The following is a 16,482-nucleotide window of genomic DNA, read 5'->3' on the forward strand; positions in this document are numbered from 1 at the left end:
TGCCTGCATCTGGCCGGAGCGTGAACGTTCCGCGTTCCGGCCCCTTTAGAGTAGATTGAATTCATGGGAGTTCTCCGATGGCGGTAAGCCTGTCGCAGATCGTTATGTCCTATCCCGGAACGCTGGCGCTGGATCAGGTGAGCGCTGAATTTCGGTTTGATGAGGTGCATGGACTGATCGGAGAAAACGGCGCCGGAAAGACCACTCTGGTCAGTATTCTTGGCGGCAGCAAAAGCCCGACTTCGGGCACGATCACCATTGACGGCGTCGAGGTGAAGCTTGCAAGTGCCGGTGATGCGTTGCGCAAGGGTATCGCGCATGTGTCGCAGGAGGGTAGTCTCGTTCCCGGACTGACCGGTGCACAGAATGTTCTGCTGGGCGACGAGCCTCGCATGGGCCTCCGTGTGATCGACAAGCGCAAGCTGCTGTCGCGCGCCAATGACTTGCTCAAGCGCTGGTTCCCTCAAGTTTCCATCGACCTCGACGAGCAGGTCGATATGCTGCCTATGGCAGATCAGAAGATCATCGAGATTGTCCGCGCACTGCGTGGCAATGTCCGTTTGCTCATCCTCGATGAACCCACGGCGACATTGCCTGCACGCGAAAAAGAGAGCCTTTGGGAGATCATCAAGACCCTGCCGCAGCAAGGCGTCGGGATCGTTTTGATCAGCCATTTCCTTTCTGAAATCAAGGCATTGAGCGATAGAATTACAGTTCTGCGCGATGGTCGTCACATTGCGACGCTTCAGGCCACGGAAGCGAGCGAAGCCGGGTTGATCGATATGATGCTGCAACGCTCGGGCGGCAAGACGGCGATGGCGCAGGAAGCCAGTTACAATCGCAGTTTCGGTCCTGTGGTGCTGGAAGTCAGCAATTGGCATGCCGGTGGTCTGCACGTTGACAAATTTTCCATCCGTGCGGGTGAGATCGTCGGTCTGATTGGCCTGACTGGCGCTGGCCATTTTGGCTTTGCCCGTTCGCTTTATACGCCGAGCGGCGTCACCAGCGGCACATGCCGTTTTCAGGGTGAAACAATCACCCGGATCGATGCGCGCACCATGCAGAAAAAGGGTGTTGCGCTGGTTCCCGATCACCGCATGGAATATTCGCTGATCGGCGATTGGCACGTGCGTGAAAACCTTGCCATGGTGCATCCGTCCTTTGCGGCCTTGAGCGGTACAGGCGTACTGTCGATGCGCCGTGAAGCGCAGGAAGCCGACCGCACCATGCAGCTTCTGAACGTGAAAGCGCATTCGCGCAATCAGTTCGTGAAGGATCTGAGCGGCGGCAACAAGCAGAAGGTGTCGATCGGCAAGTGGCTTTACGGCGCAGACGATCACTACCGGCTGATGATTTTCATCGAGCCGACGGAGGGTGTCGATATCGGCGCGAAGCGTGAAATTCACGCGCAGATGCGCAGGATCGCCGACAAGGGCGTGGCCATTTTGGTCACCTCGTCCGACCTTCTGGAAATTGCCGACGTCGCAGACCGCGTTATCCCCTTCGTGAATGGCTCCCCGGGCACGGAAATTCCGCGTGAGGCCTTTTCCGAAGCGAAGTTTATTGCCGCGATGGCAGGAGTCATCCTATGAATACACAGAACCCCGCTGTTGCCCCGCAATCGTCGCGTCATGCGCAGAGCTTCGGCAAGAAGCTCAAGGGCGAATGGCTGCTGAAATATTCCACGCTCTTCGTGTTGCTCCTACTGTTCGCGGGCTTCTCGTTGACGGTGGACCGGTTTTTGACAGCCAATAATCTGCTCAACATTCTTCAGCAGATTGCCATGCTCACCATCGTCGGCGCGGGCCTGACCTTCGGTTTTGCCGCACGCGAAATGGACCTTTCGGTCGGATATATGGTCGGGATGGCCGGTGTATTGGTGCCCCTGCTGCTGGTCGCGGGCACACCCTTGCCTTTGGCCTTGCTTGCTGGATTGGGGGCAGGGTTTGTCGTGGGGGCCGTCAATGCGGCGCTCGTCACCCTTGTCGGTGTGCCTTCGCTAATTGCCACGCTTGCCATAGGCTCCATTCTTTATGGCGTCAACTTTCTGATGACCGGCGGACGGGCGATCTATGGTGGCCTTCCGGCCAGCTATCTCTGGCTAGGACAGGGACAGCTTTTCGGTATTCCCGTGCTTGCCTATGCAATGGTGATCGTCGTGTTCGTCGCCTGGTTCATCATGGAGCGCACCGTCTTCGGCCGCTACATCTACGCTGTCGGGGGCAATCTCAAGGCCGCGGAACTTTCGGGCGTCAATGGTCGCTTCTATCGTGCGGCTGCGCTGATCGTTTGCTCTATCTTTGCAGCGGTCGCGGGTGCGCTTCTGGCGGCGCGTCTCGGATCCGGCCAGCCCAATGCTGGTGAGCGCTATCTCCTCGACGGTCTTGCAACAGTTTTCATTGGCATGACCATGTTTCGACCCGGCACGGCAACAGTCGCTGGAACCTTCTTCGGCGCGCTGTTCATCGGCGTCATCAATAACGGCCTCAATCTGATTGGCATGGACACCTACATCCAGAGCATTGTGAAAGGCCTCATCATTCTCGTCGCGGTCGCGGTTGTTTCGCGTACCACCAAACTAAAGCTCCTGTGAGGGCACTGAACCGGACATCATGAAAAATTTACAACAGACAGGTCTGTCGGAGGCGCACGTGCAAAATCCGAGTAATTCCAATCTTCTTGAACTCTATAGAACGATGCGTCGTATCCGCACTTTCGAAGAACGCGTCGGCGAACTCTTCGTGCGCGGCCAGACGGCAGGTTCGATGCTTCACCTTTCCATTGGTGAAGAAGGTGCTGCCGCCGGTGTATGTGCCGCCATGCAGCCGCAGGACACCTTCACAACCCACCATCGGGGCCACGGTATCTTTCTGGCGCGTGGCGCTGATCCGAGGCAGATGATGGCCGAAATCGGCGGCAAGGAAACAGGCTATTGCCACGGCAAGGGCGGTTCCATGCACATTGCCGACATGGCGCTCGGTCATCTGGGCGCCAACGCCATCGTCGGTGGCGGTATTCCCGCCGTCGTTGGCGCAGGACTGTCGAGCAAATATCTGAAGAAGAATTCCGTTTCGCTCGCTTTCTTTGGCGACGGCGCGATGCAGCAGGGCATTCTTTATGAGAGCATGAATATGGCGGCCCTGTGGGGTCTGCCGGTGGTGTTCGTCTGCATCAACAACCAGTACGGTATGGGAACCCGGGTCGATCAGGCGACCGCCAACACGGCTTTCGATCAGCGCGCGCATGCATTCGGCCTTAACGGTGCTGTTGTCGATGGCATAGATGTCGAGGAAGTCAAGAATGCGGCTCAAGGGTTGATCGACGATGCGCGGCTCGGCAAGCCGGGCTTCCTGTCGGTCACCTGCTACCGGTTCTTTGGTCATGCGCGCATGGACAAGAGCCCATATCGCGCAGAGGCAGAGGAACTGGAAGGACGCAAGAAGGATCCGGTGAAGTTCACCCGCGATCGGCTCGTTTCATCCGGATTGGCGCAGGAAGCTGCACTCGACGCCATGGATGGCGACATCACTGCCGAGATGGACGCTACCATCGACTTCACTGTCGAGTCCAAGGCGCCGCCGCTCACCTCCATGTTTAAGGATGTTTATGCCGTGGGCGAACCTGAGCCCGAACCCGTTCGCACCCGTATCGACCGCGTACTTTCCAAGGATGAAGCATAATGGTTGCCATGACTTACCGCGACGCGCTGCGTAAAGCGCTGGATGATGCCATGGCGGAAGACAGCACCATCGTCGTGATCGGCGAAGAGGTGGGGCGCTATGGTGGCGCTTATGGTGTCACGAAGGATCTCATTGGCAAATACGGCCCTGAACGCCTGATTGACACGCCGATATCCGAACCGGCCATTGTCGGTGCTGCGGTTGGCGCTGCCATGACCGGCCTGCGTCCGGTTGCCGAGCTGATGTATATTGATTTTCTGGGCATGACGATGGACCAGCTTGCCAATCAGGCGGCCAAGATCCGCTATATGTTCGGTGGTCAGATTGGCGTGCCGATGGTTCTGCGCACCCAAGGCGGCACCGGACGTTCCGCCGGCGCCCAACACTCGCAGAGCCTTGAAGCCTGGGTCATGCATACGCCGGGTCTGCGCCTGGCCATGCCAGCCACGGTTCAGGACGCTTACCATCTGCTGCGCCAGAGCCTGACGAAGCCCGACCCTGTGGTCTTCATCGAGCACAAGGCTCTCTACACCCGCAAGGAAGAGGTCGATCTCGACGCCGAGCCGCTCGCATGGGGCAAAGCCAATGTGCGCCGTACCGGCAAGGATCTCGTCATAGTCACCTATTCGCGCCAGCTGCACTATGCGCTCGATGCTGCCGAGAAGCTGTCCGCTAAGGGTATCGAGGCGACGGTCATCGACTTGCGCACGCTCAACCCGCTGGATTTCGACACGGTGCGCGAACATGTCGAGCGCGTCGGTAAGGCGATGGTGGTCTCGGAGGGTGTGATGACCGCCGGTGTTGCGGCTGAACTCGCCGCTCGCATTACCGAGGAATGCTTCGACTACCTCGAACAGCCGGTGGTACGTGTTGCCGGTGAGGACATTCCGATTTCAGTTTCGCAGGAGCTTGAAACGGGTAGCGTTCCGACGACCGATTTCATCCGCTCCGTTGCCGAGAGAATGTTGTCATGAGTGAACGGATTTTGAAAATGCCGCGCCTTGGCGAGACGATGGAGGAAGGCAAGATTGTCGGCTTTCTCGTCAAGCCGGGTGACAGTTTCAAGCGCGGGGATTCGATCATTGAAATCGAAACCGACAAGACGGTAGCCGAATTTCCGGCATTGGGTGACGGCACGCTCAATGAGTGGATCGGCGCTATTGGCGACCATGTGGTTGTCGGAGCGCCTCTGGCGCGCATCGACATTGGCACTGGAGCCGACTGGACCAGCGACGGCGAAGATGAAGCGCCGGAAGCATCGGCGGCGACTGCTCAAGACGTTGAACCAATTCAAGGGGCTGTGGAAGCTTCCGTTACCAAACCTGCTGCTTCTACAAACAGCGGTGATCGTGTTCGCGCAACGCCACTTGCTCGCAAGGTTGCTCGCCAGAATGGCATCGACATCAATTCGCTTTCGGGCAGCGGACGCCGGGGGCGGATCGAGAAGGAAGATGTGCTTGCGGCTTCTGGCGGTTCGAAATCGAATGGCGCCGTGCATTTTATCGATCTTGCAAATGGTCGCGTCGCCTATCTGGATCGGGGGCCGAAGAATGGCCGCACAATCCTCTTGCTACACGGTTTCTCCGGCGACCGGACGACCTGGAGCGGCATTGCAGCGGGTCTGCGGCGTGCAAAATGCCGTGTTATCGTGCCCGATCTGCCTGCCCATGGACTAACGACAATCGATGCTGCGGACGCGGCTGAACTCAGCGCCTTCCTGCCTGCGTTCCTTGATGCTCTGGGAATTGCCGAGGTTGACATCGTCGCGCATTCTCTTGGTGCCGTCGCTGCGGCGCAATTTGCTGATGCCCATGCAGACCGCATTTCGAGCCTGATGCTTATCGCGCCGGCGGGACTTGGTTCTGAAGTCGATGCCGGCTTTATCTCCGGCATGGCCAATGCAACGACGGCTGGCGAAGTCAGCCATCTGTTGCGCCGTATCGCAGCCAAGCCCGTCGAGCTTTCACCGGAACTGGCGGCGGAATTTGCGACCACCACGGCCAAGGGGCGTCTCAAAGCGCTTTCGGCAGCGATTGTGGGTCCTTGGGGGCAAACCTCCGACATCGTTCCGGCCCTAGAAAAGCTTTCTCACGCAAAGCCAGTTCGTGTTCTCGTTGGTCTGCTGGATCGCATCATCCCATGGCAACAGGCGACCGCATTGCCATCATCGATTGCCGTGCATTTCCTCGGTCGGTCCGGCCATATGCCGCAATGGGATCAGTCCCAAGATGTGCTTGATCTGATTATAAATTCCACGGGGAGCTCCCATGACTGACGATGTCAGGCTACGTCTGAAAGAAGCGCGAGCACGGCTTGGTGCATTTGCAAAATCTGCACCCGAACTGATGAGTGGCTTTGCCAAGGTGAGTAAGACCGCAACGGCCGCTGGCGCGTTTTCATCGGCGCAGCGCGAATTGATTGCGGTCAGCATTGCCGTGGTGAAGGGGTGCGAAGATTGCATCCTCTACCACGTGGACGCGGCGATCCAGCACGGCGCAACCGAACAAGAACTGGTCGAAGCGCTTGAAGTCGCTGTTGAAATGGGCGGTGGCCCGGCAGTCATGTATGCGGGCAAGGCGCTGGAAGCATTTCGCGGCCTGAGTTGAAAATCGCGCGATGAGGCATGCGAAGACTGGAGGAGTTTTCGCAGCCGCCTCGGGAGGAGTTGAATGGTTTATTTTCTCACCGCCGACGGAGGAACGGAAAGTATCCGGGCGCGGGTTTACGACTTGTCGGGCTCTTGCCTTGCAAGCGCGGCAGTTCCCTATGAGACGAAGTTTTCCAGCGGCGCGCGCGCGGAGCAAAATCCGGAAGACTGGTGGTCATGCTTCGTCCAGGCCGCACGCAAGGCGATGGCGGAGTCGGCTGTCGACCCGTCGGCAATTGAAGCGATCACGCTGGCGACGACCAGCTGCACGGTCGTGGCTTTGGATGCGGACGGCAAGCCGCTGCGCCCTTCGATCATCTGGATGGATGTCCGAGCAAGTGCCGAAGCGGATGCCGTACTTGCAACCGGCGATCAGGCCTTGCAGGCCAATGGCGGCGGGCGAGGGCCGGTTTCCGCGGAATGGATGATCCCGAAAGCGTTGTGGATCGCGCGCAATGAGCCGGAAGTCTTCGAGAAGGCAGATACAATCTGCGAGTATCAGGATTTCATGACCTTGCGTCTGACCGGTGAAAAGGCGGCGAGCCTCAATAATGTCTCGCTTCGCTGGCACTATTCGACGGATCGCGGCGGCTTTCCGGTTACGCTTCTGGAGAAACTTGGTCTTGGAGCTCTGCTACAGAAATGGCCATCTCGCGTAGTCGCGCCCGGCGAAGTTATTGGCGGGCTTTGCGCATCTGCTGCTTCCGCACTTGGCCTTTCGCAGCGCGTAAAGGTGGTGCAGGGCGGGGCCGATGCACTCATCGGCATGATCGGCCTTGGCGTTGCCAAGCCGGGTCAGCTTGCGCTGATAACCGGTTCATCTCACTTGCAATTTGGTGTTGCAGATAAGCCTCTGCATGCGCCGGGCATTTGGGGCAGCTATCCCAACATGGTTTATCCGGGACGCTACATTATCGAAGGCGGGCAGACTTCCACCGGATCTATCATCGCATGGCTTGGGCGCATGATGAACGGCACCATGGATATGGAAGCGTTGAACGCCAAGGCGGCTGCGCTGGAGCCGGGTGCAGAAGGCCTTCTGGTGCAGGATCATTTTCAGGGTAACCGCACGCCCTATACCGACGCCTTGTCTCGCGGCGCAATTATCGGTCTAACGCTGGCGCATGAACCGCATCATATCTTCCGTGCCATCATGGAAGGTATCAGTTTCGGCACACGCGCCATTCTCGATGCTATGGCCGAGGCTGGTTATCGCGGGCAGGAAATTACGGTTGGCGGCGGGGCCAGCGCATCGCCGCTCTGGCTGCAAATCCATGCCGACACGGCTGGGTTGCCGGTCTGCGTGCCGCAATCGCGTGATGCTCCTTCTGTCGGGGCTGCGGTTCTGGCCGCGCATGGGGCTGGCCATTTCGCGAGTATTGATGACGGCATTGCCGCGATGGTCAGACTGGGCAAGCGTATCGAACCACGTCCGCGCGAGACCGCACGCTACAATGAAATCTACCAGCAATATCGAGCACTCTATCCGGCGCTGAAGGCCGTACAAGCTGCCTGAGGCATTGTAGTGGGAGGACGAAATGCTCAAAGATTTTCAACTGGCCGGCAAGCGCGCTGTCATAACCGGTGGCGCAACGGGTATTGGGCGAGCCATTGCCGAGCTTTTCGTTGAAGCCGGCGCGACGGTCATCATCACGGACCGCGATGAATCGGCCGGGAAGCAGACAGCCGCGGAACTCAATGCGCGCCGTCCTTCATCTGCAAGCCTCTACATTCTGGATGTCACGGATCGTGACGCAGCAGAGCGAACAGCCGAAGCGATTGCTGCCGAGGTTGGCGTTCCCGACGTTCTGGTCAACAATGCGGGCATTGTTCGGAACGGCCCGGCGGGCGAAACATCTGAAGCAGATTGGCGCGCGGTGATCGACGTCAATCTCAACGGCGTCTTCTTTTGTGCTCAGGCCTTTGGCAAACGCATGGCTGCTGTAGGGAGCGGTGCCATTGTCAACATCTCTTCCATGTGCGGCGAGATTGTCGTCTATCCGCAGCCGCAGGTTGCCTATAACGCTGCCAAGGCCGGGGTAAACCTCATCACCAAGTCTTTGGCTGTTGAATGGGCAAAGCAAGGCGTGCGGGTCAACGCGGTTGCGCCGGGTTACACCGCAACGGAACTTACGCTTGCTGGCCGCAGCAATGAGGAGTGGTTTTCAAACTGGATGCGCGTGACGCCGCAGGGACGGCTGGGAGAACCGCGAGAGATCGCTAATGCTGTTCTGTTTTTGGCGTCCGATGCCGCAAGCTTCGTGACGGGAACTGTGCTTGCCGTGGACGGCGGTTACACCGCGCTTTGATTTTGGGAGAATAAGATGACTGAACAGGCAAAAATTGCTCTGGTCACCGGCGCAAGCCGTGGTATTGGCCGAGCTATCGCAATTGGTATGGCCGCGCGCGGCTTCGATGTGGCGATCAACGACATCGAGCGTCAGAAAGATGCGTTGCAGGAGGTGGCACAGGAAATCCAAGCCACAGGTCGCCGCGCCCTGACCGTCTATGCCGATGTGAGCAACAAGGCCGATGTTGAAGCGATGGTCAAGAAGACGGCTGATGCTTTTGGTCGTATCGATGCAATTGTCAACAATGCAGGTATTCTCATCGCCAGCGATGTGGAGCACCTCAAGGAAGAGCACTGGGATAGTGTTCTCGATGTCAATGCGAAGGGAACGTTTCTCGTCGTTCAGGCTGTGTTGCCTTACATGAAGCAGCAGAAATACGGCCGCATCGTCAATATCGCTTCCATCGGCGGTAAGCACGGCGCACCGGAACAGGCCCATTATTCCGCATCGAAGGCCGCCGTCATGGGCTTTACCCGCGTTCTCGCACAGGAGGTTGGCACTCACGGGATTACGGCTAACTGCATCTGCCCGGGGATTATCCTGACCGATATGGGGCGGGTCAATCTGGACGATGTTGCCGTGCGCCAGTCCTGGCAGGAAAAGACCGCCATGCGCCGCATTGGTGACCCGGAAGATGTCGTCGGACCCGTCGCGTTCCTGGCATCAGATGATTCTGGCTTTTGTGACAGGACAGAGTCTGAATGTGGATGGTGGTATCGTGCTGACCTAGAGCGGATCGGATCTGTGTTATTCGGATCGGCATACGTCTATGGCTGTACTGGAGCACTTGTCATAAGTACCGGTGCCGATCTCTCAGTCTTGATCGCGACCGCCGCCGCGTGTCTCCTGTTTGAAACAGATCCCGTGATTATCTGTTAAATAACGAATGAGGAAATAACGTCTATTGATGCGTTTCTTTTGTATTTATATTGATATTAAATGTACTATGTGACTATAGCCGCAGAGCAAATTACGTCTAACAAAGGCGATTTGAAAGCTATAAGATGAACGAAAAATTTCGGTCAATACTTCAAAGATATCTTTTACCAAAATGAAATAATTCTAGATGACGACGGATTATTTCGGCTTTTGAACAACGATCATCCGCAGAGAAAATTTTTATACTGCGAATCAATGCATAACCCAATTGGTTTTGTGATGAGATCTACAGTATTGACTGGCAATCAGACAGCGCGATGGTGGGCGTTTCTCTACCCGCTGGAACGGGTTTTGCTTGCGGTCCCTTTGTCGCCATTCAGCAAGGATGCAATTTTTTACCCGAGTCGTTACAGCGGCTCGCGCAATTCAATACGAGCGGCGCGAGCCTTTTTTGCATATGCCTCATCCTTTAATAGTGATGAGCGGTTTGATTTTCGCTACTTTTGTTACCATTCTCCCGCCTCGACCATCGGTGCGACAACGCAGTCTATGGGCTTATAAGCTCCTGGCACCTCTTCATTGAGGCGGGCATGAATATCGCTAAGCATGTCTTGCCTGCTCCGCACCGCACATGCACTGGAGCAGGACCGTCCTGACCTGCTGAAGCGTCGCCAGGACTGGTTCGACGGCCAGCTCGATCTCGATCCAGCGCGCCTCGTTTTCATTGATGAAACCGGCCTGAGCACGAAGATGTCCCGGCTTCGCGGACGAGCCCCTTGCGGACATCGATGCCGTTTACCGGTCCCAAACGGCCATTGGAAGACAACGACATTTACCGGTGCACTCAGACTATCCGGCATGACCGCACCCATGGTCCTCGACGGTGCGATGAACGGCGTCGCATTCCAGGCCTATGTCGGACAGGTTCTCATTCCAACCTTGGTGACCGGCGACATCGTCATCATGGACAACCTGCCGTCACATAAGGCGCAGGGCGTGCGTCTCGCAATCGAAGGAGCGGGGCAGAATAACCTTGTGAAGGATATCCTGGGAAAATAAGTGGCCGATTAGTGCGCGCCAGGCGTCGTCGTCGTGAGCCACCATATCATCGACAATTGCTGTTCTTTGAGCGGAAGTAAACCAGTTGTCCGATGATTGAATATGAAACCTTATATATCCCCGTTCGGCGCCCTCAGACCCAACCACCGCCGCATGGTGAGGTGTGGATGCCTTTCTGGTACGTAACTCCTGTATTGTCCACCATGCGTTCCAGCGTGACAAGGTTGCTGCCCGTGGTGTCGGAATCGCTTTGGCAATTTTCTGGAACAAGTCAAAGCTCTCAACTGCATCGACAATACGTAAATCACTACGCCGTTCAAGTTTTGGCCGTCCACCATTGCAAAGGTCAACCTCCTGCCGAACAGACCAAGACGCGATTCCGTATCCGTAGCGTCCATAGATACGAGCATCGGATGCACGCAAGCCCGCGACCACATAACCTTGCGTATAAGCGCGCCTCAATTGCTTGCTCAGCAGCGTACGGGCAATACCGTTGCGGATCTGGGTCGGGGCGATATCAACATGCGTCACTGCGAGGTGACTAACGTAATTGCCGCCGGGTAGGGCAACAGAACCGTCATAACCATTGACGACGCCCTGCAGTTCACCGTCTATAAATCCACCGAGCGGCGAACCGCTTTCCAGATAGTCGGTTTCGGCCTTCGCATCGGCGTGACCGATGTCGCCAATGCCAAGCATGGCCTGACGAAACTGGGCAAAGGCCTGTCGCTTTTCTTGCGTGCTGGTAAGGGCGCGAACCTCTATGGGACGGGTCTGTTCAGTCATGTGGAGTATCCCAAAAATTGAAAGCAGCAAGGAACGCGCCCTGCATTATGAATGGGCAGCCGTCTTTGGTGTCCTTCAGGGCAGGACACCTGTCTCACATCACGACACCGGGGCCAGCAGACCACGGGCTTTCATGCGGGCTGCAGCGCCTTCACCGAAATGCCAGGCCTCTTCCAAATGCGGCTGGCCGGAGAAGATGAAATGATCAAACCCTGCCTTGTGGTAGGTCTCGACCAGGTCTGCCACCTGCTCATGGCTGCCGACCAGCGCGGTCCCCGCACCGCCGCGCACGAGACCGTAACCCGACCACACACCGGGATGGATTTGCAGTTCACGGGCTGATTTTGGCAGGCCATCCCGTTCGGCATGCAGCGCTGTCATATGGCTTTGGCCAACCGATTCCGATTTTGCTGCAAGGCTTTTGGCGTTTGCCACCTGATCAGGGGAAACCCAACCTAGCAGCTTGTCGGCAACCACCCATGCCTCATCCTCGGTCTCGCGAGAAATCACATGCAGGCGAATACCGAATTTCAGGTCACGACCCTTTGCCACCGCCTGTGCCTTCAGCTTTTTGAGGTTGTCTGCTTCCAGTTCCGGCTGACGCCCCAAACCAGATAGACATCGGAGTGCGATGTGGCGACCTCGGTTGCGGCGCCACTTGCACCACCAAAGAAGATCTGCGGCAGGCCGTAAGGGGCGGCATTGATGCGCGCTTCGCGTATGTCGTAATGTTTGCCCGTGAAGGAAAACGGCTCTGTCGCATTTTCATCTGAGACACCGCGCAGCACGTGAATGAACTCCGCCGTCCGCTCATAACGGGCGTCATGATCAAGGTGGTCGCCAAACCGTGCCTGCTCAAACCGATCACCACCGGTCACCACGTTGAGCAGCAAACGACCCTGTGTCACACGCTGAAAGGTGGCAGCCTGATGTGCAACGAGGGTTGGTGAAATCAGGCCCGGGCGAAAGGCGACCAGAAATTTCAGCCGTTTTGTCTCGGCAGACAGAGCGGCGATAGTAATCCACGCGTCTTCGCACCATGTACCGGTGAGTGAGCATTGATGAGGTCACTGGCTAAAACCAATTGGATGCCGCTGGAGTTGTTAGCTTTCTCGGTTAATCTTGGTCCGATCGATTTCAGCGAGACAAACAAAGGGGCAATGTTGTTCCAGTTTATTCCTGACGAAGGGCATAATAACCGAAGTGGCTTTATTCATGGCGGTGTTATCATGACATTTGCTGATATTGCGGCGGCCAAGATTCTTCGCACAACCGATCCAACGTTTAGGTATACAACTGTGCAGACTGATATCAGTTTCTGAATACCGCTACCGCAGATAAATCGTTAATCTGCAAATGCACGTTGCAAAAACGTGGTCGTAGCCTGGCTTTCGTAAGTCTGGATTTTAATTCAGATGGAGTTTTAGTCGCCTCAGCTAAGAGTATATGGCGCGTTTACGCTTCAGTACCGAAGTAGCTTGAAACGAAATAAAACTGCTCTGCACGGACGAGGAGATGTTGTTTCAGGCTATCAAGATTCTGACTGGCAACCAGATCCGCACATGACCGCTTTGCGCTCTATTGCCGTAATCTCGCCCCCAATTGCTTCAGACTGAAAGCTGACATTAGCGAAGCAACTTCAGTCCTGTGAGCATCGCGACACCTAGCGAGGAAGAAAGAGCCAAAATAGTGAGGCTCCAGCTCGCACCAAAATTCGCTATACCGGAAGCCATCGCGAATGGCGCAGTGGCCGAAATGATTAGTCTGGCTGACATGATCTTGCCTTGCATGGCACCGTAGCCGTCACTGCCGAATAGTGACAGCGGCAACGTTCCAGAGACAATACTGAAAAGACCGTTTCCGAAACCAAAAAGACAGGCAAACATCATCGTCGCAATAATGGATGGGGCTCCGAATAGCAGAACAATGAGGGCTAGACCCATCAAGGAGGCAGAGATTACTGCCAGACTGATCGGAGCGAGGTTTTTGCCACCAAGCATGTTGATCAGGCGACTGGCTACCTGTGAAGGTCCGAATATCGCGCCAATAAATGCTGCAGAACCTGCAAGATCGAGCGCGCCCAACATCGGCACCATATGGACCAGAATGGCCGCTGCAACGAGAGCCTGAGTCGAGAATGCCACGAGAATAAGCACGAAACCTTTGCGCCGTTGATGGGCAGGCAAATCACCTGAAAAGGCGGTTGTGACTGTTCCATTCGTTGATCGTTTCCGACCATTCTTTGCAATAGAACGCGCGAGCAAAAGGTGTACCGGCACGCAGAGAAACAAATGGAGGCAAGCGAACAGCAAATAGGTCTGTTGCCAGGTGAGCCAATGTTGAAGGGTTGTTGTAATGGGCCAGAAAATTGTCGAGGCAAAGCCTGCAATCAGTGTCAGATAGGTGATGCTACGCTGGGCAACATTTGGCGCTAATTGCACCAATAATGCAAAGGCTGCTCCATATTGGACGAGGTTGGCGGCGATTTCGATGATCGTCAGCGCGCCTGCAAACGTTAAAGCACTTGGAGAAAACGAACACAGTATGAGAGAGATGGCGGCCAGTATCGAGCCTATCGTCATCATGCGACCAGCACCGTAACGATCAATCCATTTGCCTAACCAGGGAGCCAGAAAGCCCCCGGCTAGCAGGGCAACCGACAGTGCTCCGTAAATCCATTCGTTGGAAACGGAGAAGTCCCGCGCCATGGACGGCGCGAGAATGCTGAAGGAATAATATAAAGTGCCGTAACCGATATTCTGGGTCAGTCCGAGACCGGCAATGGCCGCAATGGGAAGCCGTTCAGCGTTCATATTGATTTCAACGAAACACGCTTTTCGAGTTTGGACGCTTCTTCCTTGCGCTCGCTATAACGGTCTGTGAGATGATCCGAGATGCCACGCGTCAGAAGTGTAAACTTCATTAGTTCTTCCATCACATCGACCACACGATCATAGAATGATGAGGGTTTCATCCGTCCATCGTCGTCAAATTCCTGCCATGCCTTTGCGACGGATGACTGGTTTGGAATGGTGATCATTCGCATCCAACGCCCAAGAATGCGCATCTGATTGACAGCGTTGAAGCTCTGCGATCCCCCTGAAACCTGCATCAATGCCAGAGTTCGGCCCTGCGTCGGACGAATTGCTCCGCCCGGCAAAGGAATCCAGTCGATCTGCGATTTCATGACGGCGCTCATGGCTCCATGACGTTCTGGACTGGTCCAGACTTGCCCTTCTGACCAAAGCATTGCCTCACGCAATTCCTGAACCCTCGGATGCTCTGCCGAACCGTCGTCTGGCAAGGGAAGACCATTGGCATGAAAGACACGCGTTTCTGCCCCCATCGCATCAAGAAGGCGCTGCGCTTCCAGCGTCAGAAACCGACTGTAGGAACGATCACGAAGTGAGCCATAGAGCAAAAGGATACGAGGCTTATGCTTTGGAAAGTCGGCGCGTAGAGCATCCAGGTTGGGCAATGCGAAGGAATTCTGATCGAGGTTCGGTAGGTCCATGTCAGCGGGACTTTCTTTCATAGGTGATGACTTCTCCGTCCTCTTTGGTGAATGACGACACCGGGTTTTCCAGAATGTCGAGAACCAGTTCTGACGGACGGCACAGTCTGGAGCCAAGAGGCGTTTCCACGATTGGACGATTGATCAGGATAGGATGCGCCATCATGAAATCGACCAGTTCATCATCGGTCCATTTGGGATCGGACAATCCCAGCTCGGCATATGGTGTGCCTTTCTCACGAAGGAGCTGACGGGGCGTCATCGCCATTGCTTGAAGCAGTTCGACCAGTCGTTCTCGTGACGGCGGATTTTGCACATACTCAATGATGACAGGCTCTTCGCCGCTGGCACGGATCAAGGCCAATGTGTTACGAGACGTGCCGCATTTCGGATTGTGATAGATCGTAACTGACATCAGGGTTTTCCTGTTTCAGTGACTGGCTTTTGATTGGCACCGCGTTCGTACCACCCCTTTGAGCGGTTCACGATCCAGACGACCGAGAGCATGACGGGCACTTCAACAAGAACGCCAACCACTGTTGCGAGCGCCGCGCCAGATGAGAAGCCGAAAAGGCTGATTGCGGCTGCTACTGCCAGCTCGAAGAAGTTGGATGCACCAATCAAAGCCGATGGACCAGCGACGCAATGTTGCTCGCCTGAAATGCGATTCAACAGATAAGCGAGGCCAGAGTTGAAATAGACCTGGATGAGGATCGGGACGGCCAGCATTGCAATGATCATGGGCTGTGCGATGATCTGCTCTCCCTGAAAGCCGAATAGCAGAACGAGCGTCGCCAAAAGCGCAACCAGAGACAGCGGTTGTAGTGTCTTCAGCATTGCGTCGAAGGATTGTTGTCCGCCGCTGGCGAGAATACTTCTGCGCAGGATTTGAGCGATAATCACCGGAATGACGATATAGAGGACAACCGACAGAACGAGCGTATCCCATGGGACAGTAATTGCCGACAGTCCGAGTAATAGCCCGACGATAGGGGCAAATGCGACAACCATGATCAGAATCGTTCAGAGCGACCTGCGACAGCGTGAAATGCGGCTCGCCTTTGGTCAGGTTCGACCAGACAAACACCATTGCCGTGCAAGGGGCGGCCGCCAGAATAATCAGCCCGGCAATGTAGGAATCGACCTGGTCTGCAGGCAGATAAGGGCGAAACAGCCAGCCGATAAATAGCCAACCGAGAAGCGCCATCGAGAATGGCTTGACGGCCCAGTTTATAAAGAGCGTGACGCCGATACCACGCCAGTGCTCAGTGACCTGTCTCAATGCGCTAAAATCGATCTTCAGCAACATGGGGATGATCATAAGCCAGATGAGAATAGCAACCGGAATATTGACCCTGGCGACTTCAGCAGATCCGATTGCATGGAATACTGTCGGAAAGAAGTGCCCCAGAGCTACGCCAGCGACAATGCAAAGAGCCACCCAGACAGTCAGATATCGTTCGAATGTGGACATCAGTTATTCTCCACATTCCAGGTTGCCTTGCTCAAAATTGAACGCACAACATTACCCGTGCTCAAGCTGAGCACGCTATAAACCCTAGCTGT

13 protein-coding genes and 4 pseudogenes are annotated in these 16,482 nt (G+C 55.8%); 11 read left to right on the forward strand and 6 right to left on the reverse strand.

Annotated features, from left to right (window positions below):
- Positions 1 to 77: 77 nt before the first annotated feature.
- The 10 genes and pseudogenes from QLQ11_RS22975 to QLQ11_RS23020 all read left to right on the forward strand — a co-directional run.
- A complete protein-coding gene (locus QLQ11_RS22975) occupies positions 78 to 1,592 on the forward strand; it encodes a sugar ABC transporter ATP-binding protein (RefSeq protein ID WP_121539355.1) in 1,515 nt (504 codons plus the stop codon).
- Positions 1,589 to 2,593, forward strand: coding sequence for an ABC transporter permease (locus tag QLQ11_RS22980; RefSeq protein ID WP_121539354.1), 1,005 nt, complete (start codon positions 1,589 to 1,591; stop codon positions 2,591 to 2,593). The genes QLQ11_RS22975 and QLQ11_RS22980 overlap by 4 nt, the downstream gene beginning before the upstream one ends.
- A 58-nt stretch (positions 2,594 to 2,651) precedes the next feature.
- Positions 2,652 to 3,680: a thiamine pyrophosphate-dependent dehydrogenase E1 component subunit alpha gene (locus QLQ11_RS22985; protein WP_113533912.1), complete on the forward strand. Its 1,029-nt coding sequence runs from the start codon at positions 2,652 to 2,654 to the stop codon at positions 3,678 to 3,680.
- Positions 3,680 to 4,654: an alpha-ketoacid dehydrogenase subunit beta gene (locus QLQ11_RS22990; protein WP_167836152.1), complete on the forward strand. Its 975-nt coding sequence runs from the start codon at positions 3,680 to 3,682 to the stop codon at positions 4,652 to 4,654. The genes QLQ11_RS22985 and QLQ11_RS22990 overlap by 1 nt, the downstream gene beginning before the upstream one ends.
- Entirely contained in the window at positions 4,651 to 5,955 is a 1,305-nt protein-coding gene (locus QLQ11_RS22995) for an acetoin dehydrogenase dihydrolipoyllysine-residue acetyltransferase subunit (protein WP_121539352.1), read from the forward strand. The genes QLQ11_RS22990 and QLQ11_RS22995 overlap by 4 nt, the downstream gene beginning before the upstream one ends.
- Positions 5,948 to 6,286 carry a carboxymuconolactone decarboxylase family protein gene (locus tag QLQ11_RS23000; protein WP_121539351.1) on the forward strand — a complete coding sequence of 113 codons (339 nt, stop codon included), beginning with the start codon at positions 5,948 to 5,950 and terminating at the stop codon, positions 6,284 to 6,286. Before QLQ11_RS22995 ends, QLQ11_RS23000 begins: the two co-directional genes overlap by 8 nt.
- Before the next feature lie 63 nt (positions 6,287 to 6,349).
- Entirely contained in the window at positions 6,350 to 7,843 is a 1,494-nt protein-coding gene (locus tag QLQ11_RS23005) for a ribulokinase (protein ID WP_283735339.1), read from the forward strand.
- A gap of 22 nt (positions 7,844 to 7,865) precedes the next feature.
- Positions 7,866 to 8,636, forward strand: a complete 771-nt coding sequence (locus QLQ11_RS23010) for an SDR family NAD(P)-dependent oxidoreductase (protein ID WP_283735338.1) — start codon at positions 7,866 to 7,868, stop codon at positions 8,634 to 8,636.
- 15 nt (positions 8,637 to 8,651) lie between these two features.
- Positions 8,652 to 9,408, forward strand: a pseudogene (locus tag QLQ11_RS23015) (SDR family NAD(P)-dependent oxidoreductase).
- A 770-nt stretch (positions 9,409 to 10,178) separates the two neighbouring features.
- Positions 10,179 to 10,580: pseudogene (locus QLQ11_RS23020) on the forward strand (transposase); the annotation flags it as partial.
- Here QLQ11_RS23020 and QLQ11_RS23025 read toward each other — a convergent pair.
- On the reverse strand, positions 10,536 to 11,402 hold the full coding sequence (locus QLQ11_RS23025; RefSeq protein ID WP_121539347.1) for a GNAT family N-acetyltransferase: 867 nt from the start codon (positions 11,400 to 11,402) through the stop codon (positions 10,536 to 10,538). The pseudogene QLQ11_RS23020 and the gene QLQ11_RS23025 sit on opposite strands and share 45 nt — an antisense overlap.
- 99 nt (positions 11,403 to 11,501) lie before the next feature.
- Positions 11,502 to 12,424, reverse strand: a pseudogene (locus tag QLQ11_RS23030) (LLM class flavin-dependent oxidoreductase).
- Positions 12,425 to 12,463: 39 nt separating this feature from the next.
- Between QLQ11_RS23030 and QLQ11_RS23035 the strand changes: the two are divergent.
- Entirely contained in the window at positions 12,464 to 12,724 is a 261-nt protein-coding gene (locus tag QLQ11_RS23035) for a PaaI family thioesterase (RefSeq protein ID WP_121539346.1), read from the forward strand.
- Between the two features lie 303 nt (positions 12,725 to 13,027).
- Here QLQ11_RS23035 and arsK read toward each other — a convergent pair whose 3' ends face one another.
- From arsK to arsB, 4 genes and pseudogenes are all read right to left on the reverse strand, one after another.
- Positions 13,028 to 14,215: an arsenite efflux MFS transporter ArsK gene (gene arsK, locus QLQ11_RS23040; RefSeq protein WP_124916095.1), complete on the reverse strand. Its 1,188-nt coding sequence runs from the start codon at positions 14,213 to 14,215 to the stop codon at positions 13,028 to 13,030.
- Positions 14,212 to 14,937, reverse strand: a complete 726-nt coding sequence (gene arsH, locus QLQ11_RS23045) for an arsenical resistance protein ArsH (RefSeq protein WP_283735336.1) — start codon at positions 14,935 to 14,937, stop codon at positions 14,212 to 14,214. The genes arsK and arsH overlap by 4 nt, the downstream gene beginning before the upstream one ends.
- Positions 14,918 to 15,331 (reverse strand): arsenate reductase (glutaredoxin), encoded by a 414-nt coding sequence (gene arsC / locus QLQ11_RS23050; RefSeq protein WP_283735335.1) that lies wholly within the window; start codon positions 15,329 to 15,331, stop codon positions 14,918 to 14,920. The genes arsH and arsC overlap by 20 nt, the downstream gene beginning before the upstream one ends.
- A pseudogene (gene arsB / locus QLQ11_RS23055) lies at positions 15,331 to 16,390 on the reverse strand (ACR3 family arsenite efflux transporter). The gene arsC and the pseudogene arsB overlap by 1 nt, the downstream one beginning before the upstream one ends.
- Between the last annotated feature and the right edge of the window lie 92 nt (positions 16,391 to 16,482).

It is taken from the genome of Ochrobactrum sp. SSR (assembly GCF_030067775.1).
Taxonomy (GTDB): domain Bacteria; phylum Pseudomonadota; class Alphaproteobacteria; order Rhizobiales; family Rhizobiaceae; genus Brucella; species Brucella teleogrylli.

What these genes read in the sequence shown, in the direction of transcription:
- QLQ11_RS22995 (WP_121539352.1), top strand. Translation starts at nt 4,651, where the DNA reads ATGAGTGAACGGATTTTGAAAATGCCGCGCCTTGGCGAGACGATGGAG.
- QLQ11_RS23025 (WP_121539347.1), bottom strand. Translation starts at nt 11,402, where the DNA reads ATGACTGAACAGACCCGTCCCATAGAGGTTCGCGCCCTTACCAGCACG.
- QLQ11_RS23000 (WP_121539351.1), top strand. Translation starts at nt 5,948, where the DNA reads ATGACTGACGATGTCAGGCTACGTCTGAAAGAAGCGCGAGCACGGCTT.
- QLQ11_RS22990 (WP_167836152.1), top strand. Translation starts at nt 3,680, where the DNA reads ATGGTTGCCATGACTTACCGCGACGCGCTGCGTAAAGCGCTGGATGAT.
- QLQ11_RS23005 (WP_283735339.1), top strand. Translation starts at nt 6,350, where the DNA reads ATGGTTTATTTTCTCACCGCCGACGGAGGAACGGAAAGTATCCGGGCG.
- arsH (WP_283735336.1), bottom strand. Translation starts at nt 14,937, where the DNA reads ATGAAAGAAAGTCCCGCTGACATGGACCTACCGAACCTCGATCAGAAT.
- QLQ11_RS23010 (WP_283735338.1), top strand. Translation starts at nt 7,866, where the DNA reads ATGCTCAAAGATTTTCAACTGGCCGGCAAGCGCGCTGTCATAACCGGT.
- QLQ11_RS22975 (WP_121539355.1), top strand. Translation starts at nt 78, where the DNA reads ATGGCGGTAAGCCTGTCGCAGATCGTTATGTCCTATCCCGGAACGCTG.
- QLQ11_RS23035 (WP_121539346.1), top strand. Translation starts at nt 12,464, where the DNA reads ATGAGGTCACTGGCTAAAACCAATTGGATGCCGCTGGAGTTGTTAGCT.
- arsK (WP_124916095.1), bottom strand. Translation starts at nt 14,215, where the DNA reads ATGAACGCTGAACGGCTTCCCATTGCGGCCATTGCCGGTCTCGGACTG.
- arsC (WP_283735335.1), bottom strand. Translation starts at nt 15,331, where the DNA reads ATGTCAGTTACGATCTATCACAATCCGAAATGCGGCACGTCTCGTAAC.
- QLQ11_RS22980 (WP_121539354.1), top strand. Translation starts at nt 1,589, where the DNA reads ATGAATACACAGAACCCCGCTGTTGCCCCGCAATCGTCGCGTCATGCG.